The sequence below is a fragment of the Pseudomonas sp. PF05 genome, assembly GCF_056521845.1.
In genome coordinates, this window is the sequence record NZ_JBWLPW010000001.1 from 338,726 (window position 1) to 363,821 (window position 25,096).

A 25,096-nucleotide genomic window follows, 5' to 3' on the forward strand; every position below is an offset into this window, starting at 1 on the left:
AAGATCGCTGGCCTGTAGGAGCTGTCGAGTGCAACGAGGCTGCGATCTTTTGATCTTTCGCTCACGACCCAATCGTCAGTGGAAAGATCGCAGCCTCGTTGCACTCGTCAGCTCCTACAGCTCCTGCACGCGATCGAAGTATTGAGAATGAGCAGCCTAGGCTGCTCTTTTGCTTTATGAGAGAACACCCATGAACGCCGTCGAAACCCGAATTCAACAGCTGCGCGCCGAGCTGGATCAGCACAACTACCGCTACCACGTGCTCGATGAGCCGAGCATCCCGGACGCCGAGTACGACCGCTTGTTCCACGAGCTCAAGGCCCTGGAAGAGCAGCACCCGGAACTTGTGACCAGTGATTCCCCGACCCAGCGGGTCGGTAGCGGGGCGCTCTCGGCATTCAGCCAGGTGCGCCACGAGATCCCGATGCTCAGCCTGGGCAACGCCTTCGACGAAACCACCATGCGCGAATTCGACCGCCGGGTAACTGAAGGCCTCGACCTGCCCATGGGCGACCTGCTGGGCGGGGGTGCGGCGGTGGAGTACAGCTGCGAGCCGAAGCTCGATGGCCTGGCGGTCAGCCTGTTGTATCAGGACGGCATGCTGGTGCGCGGTGCCACGCGTGGTGATGGCACCACGGGCGAGGACATCAGCGTCAACGTGCGTACGGTGCGCAACATCCCCCTCAAGTTGCAGGGCAGCGGCTGGCCGCCACTGCTGGAAGTGCGCGGCGAGGTGTACATGTCCAAGGCCGGCTTCGAACGCCTCAACGCCACGCAACTGGAAGCGGGTGGCAAGACCTTCGCCAACCCGCGCAACGCGGCGGCCGGCAGTCTGCGTCAGTTGGACTCCAGGATCACGGCCAACCGTCCCCTGGAATTTTGCTGCTATGGCATCGGCCAAGTGACCGCGGACATTGCCGATACCCACATTGGCAACCTCAAGCAGCTCAAGGCCTGGGGCTTGCCCATCAGTCGTGAGTTGAAGCTGGCCCACGGTATTGACGAATGCCTGGATTACTACCGCGACATCGGCGAGCGTCGTAGCGCGTTGCCTTATGAAATCGACGGGGTGGTGTTCAAGGTCAACAGCATCGCCTCCCAGCGCGAGCTCGGTTTTCGCGCCCGGGAGCCGCGTTGGGCCATCGCTCATAAATTCCCGGCCTCTGAAGAACTCACCGAGTTGCTGGACGTCGAGTTCCAGGTCGGTCGCACCGGCGCTGTCACGCCCGTGGCACGCCTCAAGCCGGTCAAGGTCGCTGGCGTGACCGTGGCCAACGCCACCTTGCACAACATGGACGAAGTGGCACGCCTGGGCCTGATGATCGGCGACACCGTGATCATCCGCCGTGCCGGCGACGTGATCCCGCAAGTGGTGCAAGTGATCACCGAGCGCCGTCCGGCCGATGCCCGCCCCGTGGAGATCCCCCGGCAGTGCCCGGTGTGTGGTTCCCATGTCGAGCGCACACAACTGATCAAGCGCAGCAAGGGCCGTGAAACCATCAGCGAAGGCGCGGTGTACCGCTGCGTCGGTCGCCTGGCCTGTGGTGCGCAGCTCAAGCAGGCGATCATCCACTTCGTGTCGCGTCGGGCCATGGACATCGAGGGCCTGGGCGAGAAGAGCGTCGAGCAACTGGTGGACGAGGGCCTGGTGGGTTCGCCCGCCGATCTGTATGCCCTGACCTTCGAGCAGGTGGTCGACCTGGAAGGCTTCGCCGAACTGTCGAGCAAGAACCTGCTGGCGGCCATTGTCGACAGCAAGAAACCGAGCCTGGCGCGTTTCATCTACGCCCTCGGCATTCCGGACGTGGGCGAGGAAACCGCCAAGGTCCTGGCTCGCTCCCTCGGTTCGTTGGAGCGCGTGCAGGCGGCTCTGCCCCAGGTGCTCACGTACTTGCCTGACGTCGGCCTGGAAGTGGCCCACGAGATCTACAGCTTCTTCGAGGACTCGCACAATCGCCAGGTGATCAAGGACCTGTTGCGCCACGGCCTTGAGATCCAGGATCAGGGCGAGTTGGGCGCCGAGTTCTCCGCCAGCACGACCCTGGGTGGTTTTCTCGACAAGTTGAACATTCCTTCGGTCGGACCGGGCGGAGCGCAGAAACTGGCAGACAAGTTCGGTTCACTCGAGGCGGTGATGAGTGCCGACTGGCTGGACATGCGCCAGGCGTTGCCGGAAAAACAGGCCAACGCCGTGCGCGAGTTCTTCGCCATTGCCGCCAACCGTCAGCAGGCCGAAGCCGCGGAGCAACAGTTGCAGGACTTCGGCATGCATTGGCAGAGCGAGAAGAAGGTCGTCGAAGGTTTGCCTGAGGCGGGTCACACCTGGGTGCTGACCGGTTCGCTGGAGTTGATGAGTCGCGACGTCGCCAAGGACAAGCTGGAGAGCCTGGGGGCCAAGGTCGCAGGTTCCGTGTCGGCGAAAACCCACTGCGTGGTGGCCGGGCCGGGCGCCGGTTCGAAATTGACCAAGGCCAATGAACTGGGGCTCAAGGTGCTGGATGAAGAGGCGTTTGTCGTCTTTCTGAGTCAGCATGGCATCACGGTTTAGCGCCCTGTGTGGCGAGGGGACAAGTGCCCTCGCCACGGTTTATCCGCTGCCAGTGGTACATCGCTCGGAACGATCATGAACGTAAGGTGATCTAGTCTTGCAGGCTCCAGGGAGAGATCGCCATGTACCGCTTCTTCGAACAACTGAGCTCACGCATCGCTGCGCCGTTCCTGGGCGATCGGTCACGTAACAGCAAGGTCTGGTCGTGCCGTTGCGGCCAGTCGTTGTTCTTTCGCAACAGCCAATGCCTGGCCTGCCTGGCGGCGCTGGGTTATCAACCTGAGCGCAGTCGCCTGACGTCCTTGCAACCCGGCGAGCAAGCCGGGACCTGGACGCTGGACGCCGATCCCCAAGCCGGGCTGTTCCGCCGTTGCGCCAACCTCGACACCCCGGCGGCCTGCAATTGGCTGTTGCCGGCCAACGGGTACGATACCCTGTGCATCGCCTGTAGCTTGAACCGCACCATTCCCGACCTGTCGATCCCGGAAAACCCCGAACGCTGGTGCAAGGTCGAGACAGCCAAGCGTCGTCTGGTCGCGCAACTGATTAGCCTCGGCTTGTCGGTCATCCCGAAAACCGTCGACGAAAACACCGGCTTGGCGTTTGATTTCATCGGTGTCGATCCCGACGGCACACCACCCACCACTGGTCACGCCAGTGGATTGGTCACCCTCGACATCAAGGAAGCTGACGATGCCCATCGTGAATACGTGCGCCAGCAGATGCGCGAGCCGTATCGCACCTTGCTCGGGCATTTCCGACATGAGGTGGGGCACTATTATTGGGACCGGCTGATCGCCAACAGCCACTGGCTCGAGGCTTTCCGCGAGCTGTTCGGCGATGAGCGCGCCAGTTATGCCGAAGCCCTGGACCGGCACTACCAGCAAGGCGCGCCGCTGGACTGGCAAACCCGTTACGTCAGCGCCTATGCCACCATGCACCCGTGGGAGGACTGGGCGGAAACCTGGGCGCATTACCTGCACATGATGGACGCGGTGGACACCGCCCTGGGTTTGGGCATGAGCGCCCGGGAAATGGATTTCGACTACCAGCCGTTCCCGCCCGAAACCCTATACGATTGCGAGCACGCTGGCGGTGCGGCTTTCCTCTCGTTCGTCAACGCCTGGATCGAACTGGCCGGCATGCTCAACGAACTGTCCCGCAGCATGGGCCAACCGGATTTCTACCCGTTCGTCGTGCCGGCGGCCGTTATTACCAAGCTGCATTTCATCCACCTGGTGATCCAGGAGGAGGGTGGCCGGGCGGATGAGGTGCTGTTGTAGGTTCCTGTGAAAGCCGCCTGCATCCTTGCCTGATGTGTCGATGTCATCGCGAGCAAGCTTTGCTGCCACAGCAAGTGCTTGAACATCTTAAGTTTTTTAATCCGGCACGAACGGTTGTAACTTCTTGCCAGATAGGTACAATGGCGCGGCTCGCCGTCAGGCGGGCGTCGTTATGGTGACCCCATCGGTCCCCCCGCAACGATTACCCGTGAACCTGGTCAGATCCGGAAGGAAGCAGCCACAGCGGGAACATTGTGTGCCGGGGTGTGGCTGGTGGGGTTGCCTCCATAACGCTCAGGCCTTCGTTCGCAGGGTCTGCCAAATTCAAAATTTCTTTTTGTGTTGCTGATCGAATCGATCAGTGCGTTCTGCTGTTCAGGTTTTGGCCAGGCAGGACAGGCCGAAGTCAAAGAGAAACCCGGCCTGCCTCCCATCGACAGTCCCGGCTTCTCTTTCACATCTGCATCAAGGCTTGGACAAGGCCTGGTCGACCGCTGCGATCAGTTTTCCCAGGTCCTTGGAGGGGGCTTTGTGTATGACACCGAACAGATACGCCCGCTGTTCGTCCTCATCGCCCATGTCGGCAAAAAAGGCTTTCAGTTGTACATCCAGCACATTGGCAAGCAGGAACAAGGCTTCGACGCTGGGGGTGTAGGTGCCGGTTTCGAAGCGGCTGATGGTTTTGGGGTCAAAACCGGTTTTTTCGCCAAGTTCAGCCTGAGTAAGCCCCGCTACTTTGCGGTAGCGTCTGATGGCTGGACCCAAACTTGAAATTTGCATCGCTTAATTCCCATTTAGAATCAAGAACTTAACGATAGATTTTCGCATTAGGCAACCGCGTGATCCATCACCTTGCTTTGCAAAATGTGATGTCTTTCGTAGAATCGGCCTTTGGCACGGGTATTTGGTGACCTGCTTCAGAAACCGGGGTGTGTGCAGAGACCGGGCCTTGCGTTTCTTGCCGCGATACAAGGCAAGGGCTGAAGCCCTCCCTTAACCCCGCCAAGGCCCGCGCTCCAGCTTTCCTCAGAGTGTTTGAGCCTAGTTGATTTTCGCCTGTCTTGAAGGCGGTGCAACCGCGCGCGACAAATGAGCCTGACTCATGGATGACTGCTTCGATGGATAAGAAGTACCGCAGAGCCGTTGACGCCGCCGCGATTTTTTCCGAAACCGATCTGAGCGGGCGCATCACCTACGTCAACGATCAATTTTGCAGCCTTTTTGGCTACCGGCGCGATGAGCTGCTGGGCGTGAACCATCGCCTGCTCAATTCCGGCGAGCACCCTGACGAATTCTTCCGCACCATGTGGCGCACCATCGCCCTGGGCCAGGTCTGGAAAGGGGAAATCTGCAACCGGGCCAAGGACGGTACGCTGCACTGGGTCGACACCACCCTGGTGCCGGTGATCGATGACGAGACAGGGCAAGTCGAGCGCTATCTGGCGATTCGCTTCGACGTCAGCGAAAAGCGTCGCCTGCTGCATTCGCTGCAATGGCGGGTCGGTCACGATGTGCTGACCGGGCTCCCCAACCGTACTTATCTGTCCGATCTGCTGGACCACGCCCTGGCGTTTTCCCGTGCGGAAAACTTGCCCCTGGCAGTGTGCATGCTCGACCTCGATGGCTTCAAGGCGGTCAATGATGGCTATGGTCACGCCAGTGGTGATTGGTTGCTGGTGGAGGTCGCCAGGCGCCTGCGCAGTATCGTGCGTGGCGAGGATGTGGTGGCGCGGTTGGGGGGCGACGAGTTTGTGCTGGTGCTGCGTCATGTGCGTGGGATGGATGAGTTGCACGCCGCGTTGAACCGGGTGTTGATCGCCGTTTCCAAGTCGTATGGTATTGACGGCAAGGACATCAAGGTCTTCGCCAGCATTGGCGTCACACTGTTCCCCTGGGATAACGAAGACGCCGAGACGTTGTTGCGCCACGCCGACCAGGCGATGTACGTGGCCAAGCAGAGCGGTCGCAATCGTTTCCACTTGTTCGATGTGTCCCGGGACAAGGAAGTGCGAGCCACTTACCAGACCGTCGAACGGGTCCGCCAGGCACTGGCCGATAATGAACTGCGGCTGCATTTTCAGCCCAAGGTCAATATGCGTCATGGCACCGTGGTCGGCCTGGAGGCGCTGCTGCGCTGGAAGCATCCGCAACGCGGCCTGGTGCCGCCACGGGAGTTCCTGCCGCTGGTGGAAGAGACCGACCTGATCGTCGAGATCGGCGAGTGGGTCATGGAGCAGGTATTGACCCAGTTGCAGCAATGGCAGCAAGCGGGGCAGGGCTGGCCGGTGAGCATCAATATCTCGGCGCGGCATTTCCAGCGGGCGGATTTTGTCGAGCGGCTGCGACAGGTGTTGGAACGGCATCCGGCGGTACCGCCACGTCTGTTGGATCTGCAGATTGTCGAATCCGTCGCGGTGGAAAACCTTGCCCACGTCAGCGCCTGCCTCCAGGCCTGCCATGCCTTGGGCGTGGGGTTTTCCCTGGGTGGTTTCGGCACGGGCTATTGCTCGCTCAACGACCTCAAGCACCTGCGCACGCAAACCATCAAGATCGACAAGACCTTTGTCCGCGACATTCTCCATGACCGTGACGACCTGGCACTGACCGAAGCGGTGATTGGCCTGGCCCGGGCGTTTGGCCGTGAGGTGGTCGCCGAAGGGTTGGACAGCCTTGAGCATGGCCAACTGCTGTTGAGCCTGGGCTGCGAGGTGGCACAAGGTTATTTCATCGCCCGGCCCATGCCGCCCGAGCAGATACCCGGCTGGGTGCAGGGGTTCATCCCGCCGTCGCAATGGCAGCAGCGGCCAGGCGATCAGGGGGAGGACGCCTCGCTCCTGGCCCGCGATGCTTCACTGCGGCCCGTGTAAAGCTGGATGATCGCGTCGATCTCCCCGGACGTTTTCATGTTCGACAAGGTTTCCAGAATGCGTTGTGCTGGAATGTTCGGATCGTTGCGCACGTAACAACTCAACTGCTGTTCCTGAAGCACTGCCACCTCTTGCAGTTGCCGATCAGCGGTATGACGTTGATTGAACCAGTCCAGCGCCCATTGGTTGCTGATCCCGTAGCGATGACGCCCGGCCAGCAGTTTCGCCAGCACTTGTTCCTGGCTGCGGGCATCGTCGCGGTGCAGTTGTCCACGGTTGAACAAGGGTTGCAAGGTGGGGTAGGTATAGCCGAGCACCGTGCCGATGGGCTGCTCCGGCAACGTGCTGAGCGTGATCGCCGCAGGGGCGCTTGCCGTGGCGACGAGCAAGTCGCGCTGGAAAAACAGCGGGCTGCTCCAGAGGTAGTCGCCGCTGTCCTTCACCCAATCGGGGCTGACATAGCAGCGCACGTCGATCTCGCCGTGTTTCATGGCGCCGTCGAGGCGGGCGCGGGACAGGACATGGAATTGCGCCGGCATTGCCATCTGGGTCGCCAGGCTGGTCAATATATCGGGAAGGATGCCCTGGGTCGGGCGACCTCGTTCGATCTGCACCATGGGCATCGCCCAGCCGTCGGTAATGGCGAAACGCAGGGGGCCTTCCTCGGCAAAGCAACTGGTACCCAACAACAGCAAAGCCCCCATGGCTGAACGCATAAACTCTCCTGATTGTGCAAAACCCATGTCGACAAGCGGGTCTCTGATCCAATCTTAGTCAGATTAGACGAGCACACCGGATGCAATTTCGCCCCTGCTCCGCTAGCATTAGCCGCTTATGTTCCTTCGTTGCGACGGTTTTCGATGAGTTATCAGGTTCTTGCACGTAAATGGCGTCCGCGCTCGTTCCGCGAAATGGTCGGCCAGACCCATGTGCTCAAGGCTCTGATCAATGCCTTGGACAGCCAGCGGCTGCACCATGCCTACCTGTTCACCGGTACCCGTGGCGTGGGCAAGACCACCATCGCGCGGATCATCGCCAAGTGCCTGAACTGTGAAACCGGCATCACCTCCACGCCTTGCGGCGAGTGCTCGGTCTGCCGGGAAATCGACGAGGGCCGCTTCGTCGACCTGATCGAGATCGACGCCGCCAGCCGCACCAAGGTCGAAGACACCCGCGAGCTGCTCGACAACGTGCAGTACGCGCCGAGCCGTGGGCGCTTCAAGGTCTACCTGATCGACGAAGTGCACATGCTCTCCAGTCATTCCTTCAATGCGCTGCTCAAGACCCTCGAAGAGCCGCCGCCCTACGTCAAGTTCATCCTGGCGACCACCGATCCGCAGAAACTTCCTGCAACCATTTTGTCGCGGTGCCTGCAGTTCTCCCTCAAGAACATGACGCCGGAGCGGGTGGTCGAGCACCTGACCCATGTACTGGGCGTCGAGAATGTGCCCTTCGAGGACGATGCGCTATGGCTGCTGGGCCGCGCCGCCGATGGTTCGATGCGCGACGCCATGAGCCTGACCGACCAGGCCATCGCTTTCGGTGAAGGCAAGGTCATGGCCGCGGATGTCCGGGCCATGCTCGGCACCCTCGATCACGGCCAGGTCTATGACGTTTTGCATGCGCTGATCGAAGGCGACGCGAAGGCGCTGCTCGAAGCGGTGCGTCACCTGGCCGAGCAGGGCCCGGACTGGAATGGCGTGCTCTCGGAAATCCTCAACGTGCTGCACCGGGTCGCCATCGCCCAGGCCTTGCCTGAGGGTGTCGACAACGGCCACGGCGACCGTGATCGCGTACTGGCCCTGGCCCAGGCATTGCCGGCCGAAGACGTGCAGTTCTATTACCAGATGGGCCTGATCGGTCGTCGCGACCTGCCCCTGGCACCGGACCCGCGCGGCGGCTTCGAAATGGTCCTGCTGCGAATGCTGGCGTTCCGGCCAGCCGACACGGCGGACGCCCCGAGGCAAACGCTAAAGCCAGTGGGGATCAGCCAGGCCACAGCTGATTCCGCCAAGCCAGTGGCTGCCGCGCCCGTCGTTGCGCCGGCAGTGGCTTCGGCTCCGGTAGCGCCTGTGGTACCACCGACCCCGGCCCCCGTTGCTGCAGCCCCTGAGCCAGAACCTGAACCGGTCGCTGAGGCGCTGCCCGAACCGGTCGTTGAAGCCGTCGTCGATCTGCCTTGGAACGATCCGATCGAGCCCGAGGTTGTCCAGCAACCTGCCGTGGAGCCGGTCCTGGAGACCGTCGCCGAGCAGCCTGAGTTGCCGCCGATGCCTTTGCCAACGCCCGACAGCGTGGTGCCCGATGCGCCGGAGTGGGTTGCCGCGCCGGTGCCCGAGCCGACAGTGGCCGACGTCGATGTCGCCACGCCAGGCGTCGACGAGGACGACGAGCCGCCGCTGGACGAGGATTACATCGAGCCGGACATGGATTCGGCCTACAGCTACCTGGACGACCTGGCCAGCGAGCACGCCGCTGAGCCGGCCCCGGAGCCCGAGCCGGAACCTGCGGCGATGCCGGCCACCGGGCTGGCCCTGCAATGGCTGGAGCTGTTCCCTAAACTGCCGATCAGCGGCATGACCGGCAGCATCGCCGCCAACTGCACGCTGATCGCCGTGGAGGGCGACCACTGGCTGCTGCACCTGGACCCGGCCCATAGCGCCCTGTTCAATGCGACCCAGCAACGTCGCCTCAACGATGCGCTGAACCAGTACCACCAGCGCCCCCTGACGCTGACCATCGAGCTGATCAAGCCCGAGCAGGAGACCCCGGCCCAAGCGGCGTCCCGGCGCCGTGCGGACCGTCAGCGCGAAGCGGAGGAGTCGATCCACGGTGATCCATTCATCCAGCAGATGATGCAACAGTTCGGCGCCGTGGTTCGTCACGATACTATCGAACCTGTCGAGGCCCCGGTCACCCAGGGCTCATAACTGAAGGCGCCGGGCCGAACGGGCCGGGCGCGTTGTTTATCCAAGTACTTTCGAGGTGATTCCCATGATGAAAGGTGGCATGGCCGGCCTGATGAAGCAGGCGCAGCAGATGCAGGAAAAAATGGCCAAGATGCAGGAAGAATTGGCCAACGCCGAAGTCACCGGCAAGTCCGGCGGCGACATGGTGACCGTGGTCATGACCGGTCGCCACGACATCAAGCGCGTCAGCATCGACCCAAGCGTGGTCGAAGGCCTGAGCGAAGACGACAAGGAAATGCTCGAAGCCCTGTTCGCCGCCGCCGTCAATGACGCGGTGCGCAAGATCGAAGCCAACAGCCAGGACAAGATGTCCGGCATGACGGCCGGCATGCAACTGCCGCCGGGCATGAAACTGCCGTTCTGATTCACCATCCCGGTCGGGATGGGCTACACACAATGCCAGGCATCGCGCCTGGCATTTTTGTTTCTGTCATGGGAGCGAGCGGTGGCAGAAATCTTATCTGTGGGGACAAGCCTTGCTCCCACAAGCACCTGCTGAACAAACATCGAACGCCACCCCCTTGGCAATGGTCTGCTCCCTATACGTGCCACTCAACGATCAAGGAGACGCTTCCATGTCACAAGCATCGACTTCCAGCCAGCGCATTGTCCTTGCCTCCCGCCCCCACGGCGCCCCGACCCCGGACAATTTCCGGCTGGAGCACGTGACGCTGCCGGACCTGGCGCAAGGGCAGATCCTGCTCAAGACACTGTTCCTGTCCCTGGACCCCTACATGCGCGGGCGAATGAGTGACGGACCTTCCTACGCTGCTCCGGTGCAAATCGACGAGGTGATGACCGGTGGCGCCGTCAGCCGCGTGGAACGCTCGACGCACCCGAAATTCCAGGAGGGTGATCTGGTGGTAGGGGCCACCGGTTGGCAGAGCCACTGCATCAGCGACGGGCGCAACGTGATGCCCATCCCTTCTGGGCTGCCCAGCCCGTCGATGGCCCTGGGTGTGCTGGGTATGCCGGGCATGACCGCTTACATGGGGCTGATGGACATTGGCCAGCCCAAGGCCGGGGAGACCCTGGTGGTCGCGGCGGCCTCGGGTGCGGTGGGCTCGGTGGTCGGACAGGTGGCAAAGATCAAGGGCCTGCGTGTCGTCGGCGTCGCGGGTGGCAGTGAGAAATGCAAGTACGTGGTCGACGAGCTGGGATTCGACGCCTGTGTCGATCACAAGAGCGCGAGTTTTGCCCAGGAGCTGGCGCAGGCTTGCGACAAGGGCATCGATATCTATTACGAAAACGTCGGTGGCAAGGTGTTTGATGCCGTCGTGCCATTGCTCAACGCCAAGGCGCGGATCCCGCTCTGTGGCTTGATCGCTTCCTACAACGATCATCAAGCGCCGAGCGGCCCGGATCGCTTGCCGCAGTTGCAGCGCACTTTGCTGACCAAGCGTGTGCGGATCCAGGGGTTTATTGTGTTTGATGACTACGGTGACCGTCAGCCGGAGTTCATCAGCGCCATGGTCCCTTGGGTGCGTGATGGCAAGGTCAAGTTCCGTGAAGACGTGGTCGATGGCCTTGAGAATGCGCCGCAGGCGTTTATCGGGTTGTTGGAAGGGCGCAACTTCGGCAAGTTGGTGGTGCGGGTCGCGCAGGATTGAGTATTTGACGCTAATCGGAGGCGCGGGTATAAACCGCGTCTCGTTGTTATGTCGGACATTTCCTCCATGAGCTTCAGCCCTTTGATTCGCCAACTGATCGATGCCCTGCGAACGTTGCCGGGTGTAGGTCAGAAAACTGCCCAGCGCATGGCGTTGCAATTGCTCGAGCGTGATCGCAGCGGCGGTTCGCGCCTGGCCCAGGCCCTGAGCCAGGCCATGGAAGGCGTAGGGCATTGCCGTTTATGCCGAACCCTCACCGAGGACGACCTCTGCCCACAATGTGCCGACCCGCGACGGGACGACAGCTTGCTCTGTGTGGTGGAGGGGCCGATGGATGTGTATGCGGTAGAGCAGACCGGTTTTCGTGGCCGTTATTTCGTGCTCAAGGGCCATCTGTCACCGCTCGACGGCTTGGGGCCTGAAGCCATCGGTATTCCGCAGTTGATCGCGCGGATCGAAGAAGCGGGTACGTTCACGGAAGTCATCCTTGCTACGAACCCGACGGTCGAAGGCGAAGCCACCGCCCATTACATCGCCCAACTGCTCAACAATAAAGGCCTGGTCGCCTCTCGCATCGCCCACGGCGTGCCGCTGGGTGGGGAGCTTGAATTGGTGGATGGCGGGACGCTGGCGCATTCGTTTGCGGGGCGCAAGCCGATCGCGTTGTAACAGCAACACAAATCCCTGTGGGAGCGAGCAAGCTCGCTCCCACAGGGGTTGTGTTTCGTTGGCGAGATTATTTTTCGCTGAGCGAGAACTGCGTCAGGCAGAAAGTGGGAATCCCCATGTCTTCCAGGCGCTGGGTGCCGAGCAGCTCCGGCAGGTCGATGATCGCCGCGGCCTCATGGACCTTGGCGCCCATGCGGCGGATCAGGTTGGCAGCGGCGATCAGCGTGCCGCCGGTGGCGATCAGGTCATCGAACATCACCACCGAATCACCCTCGCACAAGCTATCGGCGTGCACTTCAAGGAAGGCTTCGCCGTATTCGGTCTGGTAACCCTCGGCCAGCACATCGGCCGGCAGCTTGCCTTGCTTGCGGAACAAGATCAGCGGCTTGTTCAACTGATAGGCCAGGATCGAGCCAATCAGGAAACCCCGCGCATCCATCGCGCCGATGTGAGTGAACTCGGCCTCGACATACCGGTGGGCGAAACTGTCCATGACCAGTCGCAGGGCAGTCGGGGATTGGAACAGGGGGGTAATGTCGCGAAAGATCACGCCGGGCTTGGGGAAATCGATCACAGGGCGGATCAGGGATTTGATGTCGAAGGAGTCAAAGACCATCGTGGAGGTGTCCTGGCTAAGCTGCAAACGCGGCAGTATAGCGCGGCTGGGAACATCCCTCAGCCGCGCGCGGCCATCAGCCTTCGATCGAGCCGCCGGCCAGGGCGCAGAGCTGGATCGGGTCGAGAATGTGAATTTCCTTGCCTTCGGCGGCAATCAACTCGTTCTGCTGGAAGCGAGTGAATACCCTGGACACGGTTTCCACCGCCAGACCCAGGTAATTGCCGATTTCGTTGCGCGACATGCTCAAGCGGAACTGGTTGGCCGAGAACCCGCGGGCGCGGAAGCGTGCCGAGAGGTTGACCAGGAACGTGGCGATACGCTCGTCGGCGGTTTTTTTCGAGAGCAGCAGCATCATTTGCTGATCATCACGGATTTCCCGGCTCATGACGCGCATCAACTGGCGGCGCAGTTGCGGAAGCTGTATGGCCAGCTCATCCAGGCGATCGAAGGGGATTTCGCACACCGAGGTGGTTTCCAGGGCCTGGGCCGAGACCGGGTGGGACTCGGTGTCCATGCCGGACAGGCCCACCAGTTCGCTGGGCAGGTGGAAGCCGGTGAGCTGTTCTTCGCCGCCGTCGCTCAGGTTGAAGGTCTTCAAGGCGCCCGAGCGCACCGCATAGACCGAATCGAAGGTATCGCCCTGGCGAAACAGGAATTCCCCTTTTTTCAACGGGCGACCCCGTTTGACGATGTCGTCCAGCGCGTCCATGTCCTCCAGGTTCAGCGAAAGTGGCAGGCAGAGGGGGGCCAGGCTGCAATCCTTGCAATGGGCCTGGTTGTGGGCGCGCAGTTTGACTGGCTCGGACATTTCTTAAATCCTTGTGGGAAATCACGCATAGGACGTAAGGGTACCCCAGAGCAGACAGTCCGGCCAGCGTGGCTTCGTCGTCAAATTGTCGCGCTCAGATCACTCGGGAGAAGCGTTGGCGATTGTGCTGGTCCAGATAGGCATCGAACACCATGCACACCGATCGCACCAGCAGGCGCCCGGCAGGCAAGACCCGGATGTGGTTGTCATCCAGCTCGATCAGCCCGTCTGCGGCCATGGCCTGCAATTGCGGCCACTGCAGCGCGAAGTAGCCGCGAAAATCGATGTTGAAGGTTTGCTCGATCTCGGCGAAGGGCAGGTGGAAATGGCAGATCAACTGCTGGATCACCGCGCGCCGTAGCCGGTCGTCAGCGTTGCAGATCAGCCCGCGACTGGTCGCCAGTTGTCCGTCGGCGAGGGTGTTCTGGTAGTGGTTCAGGTCACTGCTGTTCTGGCAGTACACATCGCCGATCTGGCTGATGGCTGACACGCCGAGGCCGATCAGGTCGCAGTGACCGTGGGTGGTGTAGCCCTGGAAGTTACGCTGCAACGTGGCCTCTTCCTGGGCGATGGCCAGTTCGTCGTCGGGCAGGGCGAAGTGGTCCATGCCGACGTAGCGGTAACCGGCGTCGGTGAGTTGTTCGATGGTGCCTTGCAGCATCGCCAGTTTCTGCTCCGGGTTCGGCAAATCCAGGCTGTTGATGCGCCGCTGGGGCATGAAGCGTTCCGGCAGGTGGGCGTAGTTGAACACCGAGAGCCGGTCCGGTTGCAGGTGGATGACTTCCTGGACGGTGCGGGCGAAGTTTTCCGGGGTCTGCTTGGGCAGGCCGTAGATCAGGTCGATGTTGATCGAACGGAACTGCAAGGTCCGGGCGGCTTCGACCACGGCACGGGTTTCTTCCAGGCTTTGCAGGCGATTGACGGCACGCTGCACCGCTGGATCAAGGTCTTGCAGGCCGATACTGACCCGGTTGAAACCCAGTTCGCGCAGCAGGCCCATGGTCGACCAGTCGGCTTCCCTGGGGTCGATTTCGATGCTGTAGTCACCGGAATCGTCGTCCAGCAGGTTCAGGTGCTGGCGCAGCTTGGCCATCAGTTGGCGCAGTTCGTCGTGGCTGAGGAATGTCGGAGTGCCGCCGCCAAAGTGCAACTGTTCCACGCGCTGGGTGGGGTCCAGGTGGCAGCCGATCAATTGGATTTCCTGTTCCAGGCGCTGCAGGTAGGCGTGGGCGCGACCGCGGTCCTTGGTGATGACTTTGTTGCAGGCGCAGTAGTAGCAAATGTTCGCGCAGAACGGTATGTGCACGTACAGCGACAGCGGCCGCAGGGCCTTGCGGCTGTCGCGCAGGGCGTGGAGCAGGTCGAAGGTGCCCACCTGGCTGCCGAACTGCGCCGCAGTGGGGTACGAGGTGTAGCGTGGTCCCGCCAGGTCGTAACGGCGGATGAGATCTGAGTCCCAACAAATGGTGTCGAGCATGCGGGCATTCCCCGGATAGACTGGCATGGGGCGAGTCTAGGGGCGCGTGGGCGTGGACGTTTTGATTTGCGTCAACGGGGTGGGAGCTGAGTCAGGGCCAATCGCGAGCAAGCCCGCTCCCACAAAGAATTTGTGGTGGATATGAGCTCCATTCGGTCAATGCCCCATGAGCCAATGTTGATGCGGCCCCGGCAGTGTCCATACCCCGAAAACAATCACCAACAAGCCACCGGCCATGCGCACGCTGCGTTTGCGCAGCAGGGCGGTGACGCGTTCGGCGGCCAGGCCGGTGGCGAGCAGCACCGGCCAGGTGCCCAGGCCGAAGGCGAGCATCAGCAGCGCGCTGTCCAGTGCATTGCCCTGGCTGGCGGACCACAACAGGGTGCTGTAGACCAGGCCGCACGGCAGCCAGCCCCATAGCGCGCCGAGCAGCAAGGCCCGGGGCAGGCTCGACACCGGTAGCAAACGGTTGGCGACGGGCTGGATGTGTCGCCACAAGCCACGCCCCACGCTTTCGATGCGGGTCAGGCCGCTCCACCATCCCGCCAGGTACAAGCCCATGGCAATCAACAGCAAGCCGGCCAGCACTCGCATGATCATCGCTGCCGGGCTATTGGACACGGCCCAACCGGCCAGGCCAATCAGCAACCCGGCGGCGGCGTAGCTCAGGATCCGCCCCAGGTTGTACGCCAGCAGCAACCGAAAGCGCCGGCTGCGTTGTTCCTTGGGAATCGCCAGGGTCAGGGCGCCCATCAGGCCGCCGCACATGCCCAGGCAGTGTCCGCCGCCGAGCAGGCCAAGGATAACCGCCGAAACCAGCAGTGGCGCCAGATCAAGCATGGGGTGGGGCCTTGTCGTCCGGCTTGCGGGCCTCGCCACTGGCTTCGTCCACTGCCGCCTTGTGGTTCGGGTCCTGATCGTCGAACAGAATGCTGTGGGCCGGACCGTCGAGGTCGTCGTACTGCCCGCTGTCCACGGCCCAGAAGAAAATGTACACGGCGATGGCCACGATCAGCAGCGCGGCGGGGATCATCACGTAGAGAGCTGGCATGTCGGAACTCCATGCCCGTGCGGCTCAGACCGGCAGCGGGCGGGTATCGGGCGTGGCGTCGAAAACCGGCGTCTTGGGCTGACGCGTCAGCCTCAGCGCATTCAACACCACGGTCAACGAACTGATGGACATGCCGACCGCGGCCCACACCGGCGTAATCCAGCCGAGGGCGGCGAACGGCAACATGAGGCCATTGTACAGCCCTGCCCACACCAGGTTCTCAATGATTACCCGGCGGGTGCGGCGGGCCAGGCTGAAGGCGTGGATCAGGGCGTCGAGGCGGTTGGACAGCAGTACCGCGTCGGCGCTGGTCTTGGCCAGGTCAGTGGCCGAACCCATGGCGACACTGATGTCCGCCGCCGCCAGCACTGGCACGTCGTTCACGCCATCGCCGAGCATCAGCACCTTGCGACCCTGCTGGTGCAACTGCTGCAACACGGCCAGTTTGTCGTCCGGGCGCAGGCCGCCGCGGGCTTCATCGATGCCCAGCTCGGCGGCGACGCTGGCAACCATCGGCGAACTGTCTCCCGATAGCAGCAATGTCCGCCAACCCCGTGCCTTGCAGGCCGCCAGCAGGGCCGGGGCATCGACGCGCAAGCGGTCATCGAGGACGAACCAGGCCAGTGGCCCGATCTCATTGCCCAGCAACAGCCATTGCCCCGGTTCGTCCGGCATTTTCGGTACGGCGGCGCCACTCAGTTCGCAGACAAAACCGGGCTGGCCGATGCGCAGGCGCTGTTCGGCCACCAAGCCTTCCAGCCCCAACCCTGGGGTGCTTTGCACCTGTTCGGCGGCCAACGGCGCGCGGCCGAAGGCGCGGGCGATGGGGTGTTCGGAGCGGTTTTCCAGGGCTGCGGCCAAGCCCAGGCATTGATCGCTGTCGAGGGCCGCCAATGGCCGAATGGCACGCAACGCCAGGCGGCCTTCGGTGAGGGTGCCGGTCTTGTCGAAAATCACCGTGTCGATCTGGTTCAGGCCTTCCAGCACATGGCCGCGTGTCAGCAGCAGGCCAAGCTTGTGCAGGGTGCCGGTGGCCGCGGTGAGGGCGGTCGGCGTGGCGAGGGACAACGCGCAAGGGCAGGTGGCGACCAGCATCGCCAGGACGATCCAGAACGCGCGCGAAGCGTCCAGTTGCCACCACACCAGCCCGATGACGGCAGCGGCGAGCAAGGAGAACAGCAAGAACCATTGGGCGGCGCGGTCGGCGATTTCCGCCAGTCGCGGCTTCTCGGCCTGGGCCCGTTCCAGCAGCCGCACGATGGCCGACAACCGGGTGTCTTGCCCAAGGGCCAGCACCTGGACCGTCAAGGCCCCTTCGACGTTCAGCGTGCCGGCGGTGACCGCGTCGCCCACCTGGCGAGGTTGTGGCAGGTATTCGCCGGTCAGCAGCGATTCGTCGATGCTGGACTGGCCATCGAGGATCCTGCCATCAGCCGGCAGGACCGCCCCGGGATGCACCAGCACCCGGTCACCGGTGCGCAATTCGCTGAGCAGGATGCGTTCACTCTGGCCGTTATCCTCCAGGCGCAGGCACGAGGCCGGTAACAGATTGACCAGCTGGGCGGTGGCGGCAGCCGTGCGCTCCCGGGCCCGGCGTTCCAGGTAACGGCCGGCCAGCAGGAACAGGGCGAACATGCCCACGGCATCGAAGTACAACTCGCCGACACCGGTAATCGACGTCCAGATTCCGGCAACGTAAGCGCCGCCGATGGCCAGGGACACCGAAACGTCCATGGTCAGGTGGCGGGTGCGCAGGTCGCGCATGGCGCCCTTGAAGAATGGCGCGCAGCTATAGAACACGATGGGTGTGGTAAGGAACAGGGCAACCCAGCGCAGGATGGTGTGCATCTCCGGGCTCAGGTCGATGTTGAATTCCGGCCAGGTGGCCATGGTCGCCATCATCGCCTGGAACCACAGCAGGCCGGCTACACCCAGTTGGCGCAGGGCCAGGCGGTTTTGTGCGGCGAGTTGTTCACAGGCCTGGTCGGCCTGGTACGGGTGCGCTACGTAGCCGATCTGGCGCAATTCGGCGAGCAGCGTGCTCAGCGGCAGTTGAGCGTCGGCCCAGCGTACATGCAGGCGATGATTGGACAGGTTCAACCGCGCCTCGGCCACGGCCGGCAGGCTGCGCAATTGTTTTTCAATCAACCAGCCGCAGGCAGCACAACTGATGCCTTCCATCAACAGGGTGGTTTCGGCCAGTTCGCCTTCATGGCGCACGAATGATTGCTGCACGTCAGGGCGATCGTACAGCGCCAGTTCATCGGTCAACTGGACGGGCAGGGTGTCAGGGTTGGCCGACGCTTCGCTGCGATGCTGGTAATAACTTTCCAGGCCACCGGCGACAATGGCCTCGGCCACAGCCTGGCAGCCCGGGCAGCACAGCTCGCGGGTTTCACCGAGGACAACGGCAGTGAAGCGACTGCCCGCAGGTACGGGCAGGGCGCAATGGTAGCAGGGCTGTGGAGTGGTCATGGTTGTCGCATGAAGGCCTGGCATAGTGGGCTTGCAAGCAAGGAGATACACAAACTGTAGGAGCTGCCGAAGGCTGCGATTTTTTGATCTTTTGATCTTTTGATCTTTCGCTTGGGACTCAAGCGGCTGGGCAAAGATCGCAGCCTCGCTTCGCTCGGCAGCTCCTACAGGGGCTGTCGTCTAGCTTATTTTCCCAGGTCTTCAGCGCCTTGCAGCGGTTCATCGCCGAGCAGGATGTCCTGGTTGTGGTTGATCTGTTCTTCTTCGAACAGGCGCCAGGTCTTGTCGTTCTCCACCCCGAGCAATTCGACAAAGCGACGGCCCTCGACTTTGTCCGTCAACTGGCCGACGTAGCGCCCCGGTTCGCTGTCGTTGCGGGTCAGGACGATCTTGCGGTCCTTCTCCGGCTGGGTCGGCGAGATGAGGTTCAGTTCCAGGGTCTGGGGACGGCTGTTGCCGTTCAGGCGCAGGTTCACTTCACCGGTGAGCTCGTCCAGTTGCACGTTGGCGCGCAGTTGCAGGGTCTGGGCCAGCAATTCACGCTCCAGCGAACGATTGATGCCCTTGCCGGCTTCGTAATAGTTGTCGTTGACCAGGTTGTCCGGGTTCTTCACTGCAATGGTTACCATCGTCAGGCTCAGTGTCACCGAACAAGTCAGGATCGCGATGATGATCCACGGCCAGAGGTGCTTGTACCAAGGGCTGGTGGCGGTTGCTGCAGGCATGTTCAGTTCTCTCAACGAGTTTGTGGGCCGATGAACCGGCTCTTGGCTTCGACATGTACGCTTTCGTCATCGGCGTCCTTGAGGATGAAGGTCACCTCGTTGGTGCTCGATGGCAGTTGTTCTGGTGCGCTGGACAGCTCGACTGGCTGGCTGTAGATCTCGCCGGCCGCGACTTTGATTTCCCGGCGGCCTTGCAGCTTGAGGTCGGGCAGGCCAGTGGCTTCCAGGACGTACGTATGGTCGCGTTGGTCTTTGTTCATGATCTTCAGGCTGTAGACGTTCTCGATCCGGCCTTCGGCGTTTTCGCGGTACAGCACGCGGTCCTTGCTGACGTCGAAACCCACCAGCGAGCGCATGAAGAACGCTGCTGCCAACAGGCTGATCATGGTCAGCAGTACCAAGGCATAACCGATCAGGCGCGGGCGCAGTTTATGGGTTTTCTGCCCGGAAAGGTTGTGTTCGGTGGTGTAGCTGATCAGGCCGCGTGGATAATCCATTTTGTCCATGATGTTGTCGCAGGCGTCGATGCAGGCCGCGCAGCCGATGCACTCGATCTGCAGGCCGTCGCGGATGTCGATGCCGGTAGGGCAGACCTGGACGCACATGGTGCAATCGATGCAGTCCCCGAGACCCAGGGCCTTGTAGTCAACACCCTTCTTGCGTGGGCCACGGCTTTCGCCACGACGCGGGTCGTAGGAAACGATCAAGGTGTCTTTGTCGAACATCACGCTCTGGAAGCGCGCGTAAGGACACATGTAGATGCACACTTGCTCACGCAGCCAGCCGGCATTGCCGTAGGTGGCGAGGGTGAAGAAACCCACCCAGAAATACGACCAGCCATCGGCCTGGCCGGTAAAGAACTCGAACACCAGTTCGCGGATTGGCGTGAAGTAACCGACGAACGTCATGCCGGTGACGAAGCCGATCAGCAGCCATAGGCTGTGCTTGGCGAACTTGCGCAGGAACTTGTGGGCGCTCATGGGCGCCTTGTCGAGCTTGATGCGCTGGTTGCGATCGCCTTCGGTGACTTTTTCGCACCACATGAAGATCCAGGTCCACACGCTTTGCGGGCATGTGTAGCCGCACCATACGCGTCCGGCATAGACGGTGATGAAAAACAGGCCAAAGGCGGCAACGATCAACATCCCGGAGAGCAGGATGAAATCCTGGGGCCAGAAGGTGGCGCCGAAAATAAAGAATTTGCGTTCCGGCAAGTTCCACCAGACGGCCTGATGGCCACCCCAGTTCAGCCAGACCGTACCGAAATACAGCAGGAACAATAGTGCGCCGCCAACCATGCGCAGGTTGCGGAACAGGCCAGTGAAGGCTCGGGTGTAGATTTTTTCCCGAGAGGCATACAGGTCGACGCTTTTGTTCGCGTCCTTGGCAGGCGGGGTGACGTCATGTACCGGAATCTGGTTGCTCATCGAATGCATCCCACGGCAGTGGAAAAGTGCCGGGGCCAGTACGTGCCGACCACGGTCAGAAAGGGTGTTGCGGTGGCGCAATGATACGCCTGTCGCTCTAGCCCAAGGGTGCGACCTTTGGTCGCGTTGGGGGTCTGCATAGAATGGTGTAGCGGATGTAACAAGTCATGACTCAGATCAATTGACTATAGCTATTTCATAACTGTAAGCGAAACGAAGGGCGCGTTCTGAAGACTGCCCTGTTTTTGTGGCGAGGGAACTTGCTCCCGCTCGGCTGCGCGTAGGAGCTGCCGAAGGCTGCGATCTTTTGATCTTGATCTTGATCTTGATCTTGATCTTGATCTTGATCTTGATCTTGGTCTTTCGCTCTCGACTCAATTGTCAGTGGAAAGATCGCAGCCTCGTTGCACTCGACAGCTCCTACACAGCTCCTACACAGCTCCTACACCGCCGCCCAGCGGGAGCAAGTTCCCTCGCCACAAAAGGCCATTTTGTGATGACTGCCGAATATGCATCAGCCAACCCACGGGTTGAGCACCGCCACGCCGCTGCTTTGAAAATCACTCACGTTGCGGGTCACCACGGTCAATCCATGGACCAGGGCGGTGGCGGCGATCAACGCATTGCATTCATTGCTGCGGTCAGGCACATGCAGGCGAGCGCAACGCAGTGCGACGGCACGGTCCACGGCCAGGATCCTGCCGGCAAAGGCTGGCATCACGTGACTATCCAGCCATGCCCGCAGGCGACTGCCTTGCGCCGGGTCCTTGCGTTCGAAGCGCAACACACCAGTTTCCAGTTCCAGTACGGTGATCGCCGAGAGATACAGGCTGGGAGCAGGAACGCTACGTGCCCAGGCTTGGACGTTTTTGTCTGCCTGGGGTTTGCGCAGTTCCGAGATGACATTGGTATCGAGTAAAAACATTCAGGACAGGTCCACCGAGCGGGGGGCGATGACGGCACGCTCGGTATCGAAGTCGATGTCCGGCGCATCGGGCATGACCAGCAACTCGACAATGCTGGTGCCGATGCCGGTCAGTTTCTGGTACTCCTCAATGCTTAGCAGCACATGGGCCGGCTTGCCACGGTCGGTGATAATCACCGGCCCTTCACGGGTGGCTTTTTTGGCACCACTTGTGTCGTGGTTGAATTCGCGGCTGGAGATGGTGGTGATGGACATGGAAGTGTCCTCGTTTGAACTTGAATGTAGGCACGTTACTACCTGTGTGGGTGGCCGGCAAGCAAAACGGATTTCCCCAGGTTTTTCGGCCAGTAACAAAAAGGCCCCGCCAATCTGATTGGCGGGGCCTTTGGTGTATCAGCTACTTGTCTTACTGGGCGTCAGCGGCCGGAGCCTTTTCGCCATGAGACAGGCTGTAGACATAGGCGGCCAGCAAGTGGACCTTGTCATTGCCTTGCAGGTCCGCTTGGGCAGGCATCTGGCCCTGGCGGCCGTAACGGATGGTCTGCTGCAGTTGAGCGAAGCTCGAACCATAGATGAAGCCGGCCGGATGCGTCAGGTCAGGTGCGCCCATGGCGGGCGTGCCCTTGCCGGCTGGGCCGTGGCAGGCCACGCAGTTGGCCGCGAACAGTTTCTGGCCGTTGGCCGGATCGGCCTTGGCGCCTTCCGGCAGTTTGCGGCCGTGCAGGCTGGTCACCAGGTAGGAAGCCACGTCAGCGACGCCTTGCTCGCCGACCACGGCAGCCCATCCCGGCATCACGGCGTGACGACCGCCCATGATGGTGGTCTTGATGGTTTCCGGTTCACCGCCCCAGCGCCAGTCGGCGTCGGTCAGGTTGGGGAAGCCATAGGCACCCTTGGCGTCGGAACCGTGGCAAACCGAGCAGTTGGAGGCGAACAGGCGGCCACCCATCTTCAGGGCTTGCGGGTCCTTGGCGACTTCTTCGATCGGCATGGAGGCGAACTTGGCGAAAATCGGACCGAACTTGGCGTCCGAACGAGCCATTTCCTTTTCCCACTCATGGACGCCGGTCCAGCCAGTCTGGCCGTTGGCGAAGGCGGTCTGCTTCTCGGTGTCCAGGTAGTTGTAGCCTGGCAGCAGGCCTTTCCAGTTGCCCAGGCCAGGGTAGAGCACCAGGTAACCGAGGGCGAACACAATGGTGCCCACGAACAGCATGAACCACCATTTTGGCAGTGGGTTGTCATATTCCTCGATGCCATCGAACGAGTGACCAACGGTCTCGTCCGTTTGCTCGGTGCGCTGGCCCTTGCGGGTCGACAACAGCAGCCAGGTCAGGGCGAAGATTGTTCCCAGACTGAGGACTGTGACGTACAGACTCCAGAACGTAGTCATTCTTTGTTACTCCTAGAAGCTTGCTCGACGTGCTTGATGGCTTCGGGATCATCCGCGAACGGCAGCAAGGTCGCGTCTTCAAACTCCGACTTGCGCTTGGGGCTGAACACCCACAAGGCCAGACCGATAAAGGCAACCATCACGACGACGGTGCCCAGGCCACGAATCATCCCGATATCCATCTAAATCACCGTTTGCTTTTGATGATGGTGCCCAGGCCTTGCAGATAGGCCACCAGCGCGTCCATTTCAGTCTTGCCCTTGACGGCATCCTTGGCACCGGCGATGTCTTCGTCGGTGTAAGGCACGCCCAGGGTGCGCAGGACTTCCATTTTCTTGGCGGTGTCTTTGCCGTCGAGCTTGTTTTCTACGAGGAACGGGTAGGCCGGCATTTTCGACTCAGGCACCACGTTGCGCGGGTTGTACAAGTGCGCACGATGCCAGTCGTCGGAGTAGCGGCCGCCAACACGGGCCAGGTCCGGACCGGTACGCTTGGAACCCCACAGGAACGGGTGGTCCCAGACGCTTTCACCGGCCACCGAATAGTGGCCGTAGCGCTCGGTCTCGGCGCGGAACGGACGGATCATCTGCGAGTGGCAGCCGACACAACCGTTGGCGATGTAGATGTCGCGACCTTCCAGTTCAAGGGCGGTACGTGGCTTCATGCCTTCGACCGGCTTGTTGGTCACGTCCTGGAAAAACAGCGGAACGATCTGGGTCAGGCCGCCGATGCTCACGGCGATGACCATGAAGAAGGCCAGCAGGCCGATATTCTTCTCTACGGCTTCGTGCTTCATCAGTGAGCTCCAACTACGGCGATCTTGGCGGCGGCTTCAGCTTCAGCCGGGTCAGAGGCACGAACGGTGCGGTACACGTTGTAGGCCATCAACAGCATGCCGCTGGCGAAAAACGCGCCGCCCAGGGCTCGGACGATATAGCCCGGGTGGCTGGCTTGCAGGGCTTCGACGAACGAGTAGGTCAGGGTGCCGTCGTCGTTGATTGCACGCCACATCAGGCCTTGGGTGATGCCGTTGACCCACATCGAGGCGATGTAGAGCACGGTGCCGATGGTCGCGAGCCAGAAGTGCGCGTTGATCAGGCCGGTGCTGTGCATCTGCGCACGACCGAACAGTTTCGGGATCATATGGTAGATGGCGCCGATGGAAATCATCGCAACCCAGCCGAGCGCACCAGCGTGCACGTGGCCGATGGTCCAGTCGGTGTAGTGGCTCAGGGAGTTGACGGTCTTGATGGCCATCATCGGGCCTTCGAAGGTCGACATGCCGTAGAACGCCAACGACACCACCAGGAACCGCAGGATCGGGTCGGTGCGCAGCTTATGCCAGGCGCCCGACAGGGTCATCATGCCGTTGATCATGCCGCCCCAGCTTGGCGCCAGCAGGATGATCGACATCGCCATGCCCAGGGACTGCGCCCAGTCCGGCAGTGCGGTGTAGTGCAGGTGGTGGGGACCTGCCCAGATGTACAGGGTGATCAGCGCCCAGAAGTGCACGATGGACAGGCGATAGGAATAGATAGGACGCTCGGCCTGCTTCGGCACGAAGTAGTACATCATCCCCAGAAAGCCTGTGGTCAGGAAGAAGCCCACGGCGTTGTGGCCGTACCACCACTGGATCATCGCATCGGTCGCGCCCGAATAGGCCGAGTACGACTTGAAGAAGCTGACCGGCAGGGAGGCGTGGTTGACGATGTGCAGCATGGCCGTCACGAGGATGAAGGCACCGTAGAACCAGTTACCGACGTAGATGTGCTTGGTCTTGCGCTTGACGATGGTGCCGAAGAACACCAGCGCATAGGTCACCCAGACGATGGCCAGCAGGATAGCCAGGGGCCATTCCAGCTCTGCGTATTCCTTGGTGGTGGTGTAACCCAGTGGCAAGGTTACGATCGCGCCGACGATCACGGCTTGCCAACCCCAGAAGGTGAAGGCCGCGAGGCTGTCGGAAATCAGTCGCGTTTGGCAGGTTCGCTGCACGACGTAGTAAGAAGTGGCAAACAATGCACAACCACCGAAGGCGAAGATCACCAGGTTGGTGTGCAGCGGGCGCAGGCGTCCAAATGTCGTCCATGGCAGATCGAAGTTCAACTCCGGCCAGACCAGTTGCGAGGCGATGAAGACACCGAGCCCCATGCCAAGGATCCCCCAGACCACCGTCATGATGGCGAACTGGCGGACTACCTTATAGTTATAAGCAGTCGGACTGATTGCTGTGCTCATTCTAAGGTTCCACGG

General features: G+C 61.5%; 23 protein-coding genes and 1 other RNA gene. 8 read left to right on the top strand and 16 right to left on the bottom strand.

Annotation, left to right across the window (positions count from 1 at the left end; all coding sequences use genetic code 11):
* Positions 1-190 precede the first annotated feature (190 nt).
* From ligA to ffs, 3 genes are all read left to right on the top strand, one after another.
* A complete protein-coding gene (gene ligA, locus AC09SL_RS01460) occupies positions 191-2,548 on the top strand; it encodes an NAD-dependent DNA ligase LigA (RefSeq protein WP_064106906.1) in 2,358 nt (785 codons plus the stop codon).
* Between the two features lie 122 nt (positions 2,549-2,670).
* Positions 2,671-3,831 carry a zinc-binding metallopeptidase family protein gene (locus AC09SL_RS01465; protein ID WP_058543188.1) on the top strand — a complete coding sequence of 387 codons (1,161 nt, stop codon included), beginning with the start codon at positions 2,671-2,673 and terminating at the stop codon, positions 3,829-3,831.
* Between the two features lie 182 nt (positions 3,832-4,013).
* An RNA gene (ffs, locus tag AC09SL_RS01470) (signal recognition particle sRNA small type) lies at positions 4,014-4,110 on the top strand.
* Positions 4,111-4,296: 186 nt separating this feature from the next.
* Here the strand turns inward: ffs and AC09SL_RS01475 are convergent.
* Positions 4,297-4,611 (bottom strand): helix-turn-helix domain-containing protein, encoded by a 315-nt coding sequence (locus AC09SL_RS01475; protein ID WP_014339392.1) that lies wholly within the window; start codon positions 4,609-4,611, stop codon positions 4,297-4,299.
* Positions 4,612-4,949: 338 nt separating this feature from the next.
* On the opposite strand from AC09SL_RS01475, the gene AC09SL_RS01480 reads away from it, so the two are divergent.
* Complete coding sequence (locus tag AC09SL_RS01480) at positions 4,950-6,698, top strand: putative bifunctional diguanylate cyclase/phosphodiesterase (RefSeq protein ID WP_058543189.1); 1,749 nt, start codon at positions 4,950-4,952, stop codon at positions 6,696-6,698.
* Here the strand turns inward: AC09SL_RS01480 and AC09SL_RS01485 are convergent.
* Positions 6,644-7,414, bottom strand: coding sequence for a substrate-binding periplasmic protein (locus AC09SL_RS01485; RefSeq protein ID WP_058543190.1), 771 nt, complete (start codon positions 7,412-7,414; stop codon positions 6,644-6,646). The two genes, AC09SL_RS01480 and AC09SL_RS01485, sit on opposite strands and share 55 nt — an antisense overlap.
* Before the next feature lie 144 nt (positions 7,415-7,558).
* Between AC09SL_RS01485 and dnaX the strand changes: the two genes are divergently transcribed.
* From dnaX to recR, 4 genes are all read left to right on the top strand, one after another.
* The gene (gene dnaX / locus AC09SL_RS01490) at positions 7,559-9,628 is read left to right on the top strand and encodes a DNA polymerase III subunit gamma/tau (RefSeq protein WP_058543191.1); all 2,070 of its coding nucleotides are present in this window, start codon (positions 7,559-7,561) and stop codon (positions 9,626-9,628) included.
* Positions 9,629-9,692: 64 nt separating this feature from the next.
* Positions 9,693-10,031: a YbaB/EbfC family nucleoid-associated protein gene (locus tag AC09SL_RS01495; RefSeq protein ID WP_003183512.1), complete on the top strand. Its 339-nt coding sequence runs from the start codon at positions 9,693-9,695 to the stop codon at positions 10,029-10,031.
* Positions 10,032-10,242: 211 nt separating this feature from the next.
* The gene (locus AC09SL_RS01500) at positions 10,243-11,277 is read left to right on the top strand and encodes an NADP-dependent oxidoreductase (RefSeq protein WP_116642840.1); all 1,035 of its coding nucleotides are present in this window, start codon (positions 10,243-10,245) and stop codon (positions 11,275-11,277) included.
* A gap of 66 nt (positions 11,278-11,343) precedes the next feature.
* Entirely contained in the window at positions 11,344-11,946 is a 603-nt protein-coding gene (gene recR / locus AC09SL_RS01505) for a recombination mediator RecR (RefSeq protein WP_053183983.1), read from the top strand.
* Between the two features lie 67 nt (positions 11,947-12,013).
* On the opposite strand, the gene AC09SL_RS01510 is transcribed toward recR, so the two are convergent.
* The 14 genes from AC09SL_RS01510 to ccoN form a co-directional block, all read right to left on the bottom strand.
* Positions 12,014-12,562 carry an adenine phosphoribosyltransferase gene (locus AC09SL_RS01510; protein WP_058544610.1) on the bottom strand — a complete coding sequence of 183 codons (549 nt, stop codon included), beginning with the start codon at positions 12,560-12,562 and terminating at the stop codon, positions 12,014-12,016.
* 76 nt (positions 12,563-12,638) lie between these two features.
* A complete protein-coding gene (fnr, locus tag AC09SL_RS01515; protein WP_003199588.1) occupies positions 12,639-13,373 on the bottom strand; it encodes a fumarate/nitrate reduction transcriptional regulator Fnr in 735 nt (244 codons plus the stop codon).
* A gap of 94 nt (positions 13,374-13,467) precedes the next feature.
* Complete coding sequence (hemN, locus tag AC09SL_RS01520; protein ID WP_058544611.1) at positions 13,468-14,850, bottom strand: oxygen-independent coproporphyrinogen III oxidase; 1,383 nt, start codon at positions 14,848-14,850, stop codon at positions 13,468-13,470.
* A gap of 156 nt (positions 14,851-15,006) precedes the next feature.
* On the bottom strand, positions 15,007-15,690 hold the full coding sequence (locus tag AC09SL_RS01525) for a sulfite exporter TauE/SafE family protein (RefSeq protein WP_058544612.1): 684 nt from the start codon (positions 15,688-15,690) through the stop codon (positions 15,007-15,009).
* Positions 15,683-15,901, bottom strand: a complete 219-nt coding sequence (gene ccoS / locus AC09SL_RS01530; protein ID WP_003183505.1) for a cbb3-type cytochrome oxidase assembly protein CcoS — start codon at positions 15,899-15,901, stop codon at positions 15,683-15,685. Before ccoS ends, AC09SL_RS01525 begins: the two co-directional genes overlap by 8 nt.
* 24 nt (positions 15,902-15,925) lie before the next feature.
* Positions 15,926-18,376, bottom strand: a complete 2,451-nt coding sequence (locus AC09SL_RS01535; protein ID WP_058544613.1) for a heavy metal translocating P-type ATPase — start codon at positions 18,374-18,376, stop codon at positions 15,926-15,928.
* Between the two features lie 185 nt (positions 18,377-18,561).
* Positions 18,562-19,101 (bottom strand): FixH family protein, encoded by a 540-nt coding sequence (locus AC09SL_RS01540; protein WP_058544614.1) that lies wholly within the window; start codon positions 19,099-19,101, stop codon positions 18,562-18,564.
* Positions 19,102-19,112: 11 nt separating this feature from the next.
* The gene (ccoG, locus tag AC09SL_RS01545) at positions 19,113-20,528 is read right to left on the bottom strand and encodes a cytochrome c oxidase accessory protein CcoG (protein WP_064106769.1); all 1,416 of its coding nucleotides are present in this window, start codon (positions 20,526-20,528) and stop codon (positions 19,113-19,115) included.
* Between the two features lie 514 nt (positions 20,529-21,042).
* On the bottom strand, positions 21,043-21,453 hold the full coding sequence (locus tag AC09SL_RS01550; RefSeq protein WP_058544615.1) for a type II toxin-antitoxin system VapC family toxin: 411 nt from the start codon (positions 21,451-21,453) through the stop codon (positions 21,043-21,045).
* The gene (locus AC09SL_RS01555; RefSeq protein WP_024618410.1) at positions 21,454-21,708 is read right to left on the bottom strand and encodes a type II toxin-antitoxin system Phd/YefM family antitoxin; all 255 of its coding nucleotides are present in this window, start codon (positions 21,706-21,708) and stop codon (positions 21,454-21,456) included.
* A 151-nt stretch (positions 21,709-21,859) separates the two neighbouring features.
* Positions 21,860-22,843 (bottom strand): cytochrome-c oxidase, cbb3-type subunit III, encoded by a 984-nt coding sequence (gene ccoP, locus AC09SL_RS01560; RefSeq protein ID WP_064106770.1) that lies wholly within the window; start codon positions 22,841-22,843, stop codon positions 21,860-21,862.
* Positions 22,840-23,025 (bottom strand): CcoQ/FixQ family Cbb3-type cytochrome c oxidase assembly chaperone, encoded by a 186-nt coding sequence (locus AC09SL_RS01565; protein WP_003175465.1) that lies wholly within the window; start codon positions 23,023-23,025, stop codon positions 22,840-22,842. Before AC09SL_RS01565 ends, ccoP begins: the two co-directional genes overlap by 4 nt.
* A gap of 5 nt (positions 23,026-23,030) precedes the next feature.
* Entirely contained in the window at positions 23,031-23,639 is a 609-nt protein-coding gene (gene ccoO / locus AC09SL_RS01570; protein ID WP_003199605.1) for a cytochrome-c oxidase, cbb3-type subunit II, read from the bottom strand.
* Positions 23,639-25,081, bottom strand: a complete 1,443-nt coding sequence (gene ccoN, locus AC09SL_RS01575) for a cytochrome-c oxidase, cbb3-type subunit I (RefSeq protein WP_058544616.1) — start codon at positions 25,079-25,081, stop codon at positions 23,639-23,641. The genes ccoO and ccoN overlap by 1 nt, the downstream gene beginning before the upstream one ends.
* Between the last annotated feature and the right edge of the window lie 15 nt (positions 25,082-25,096).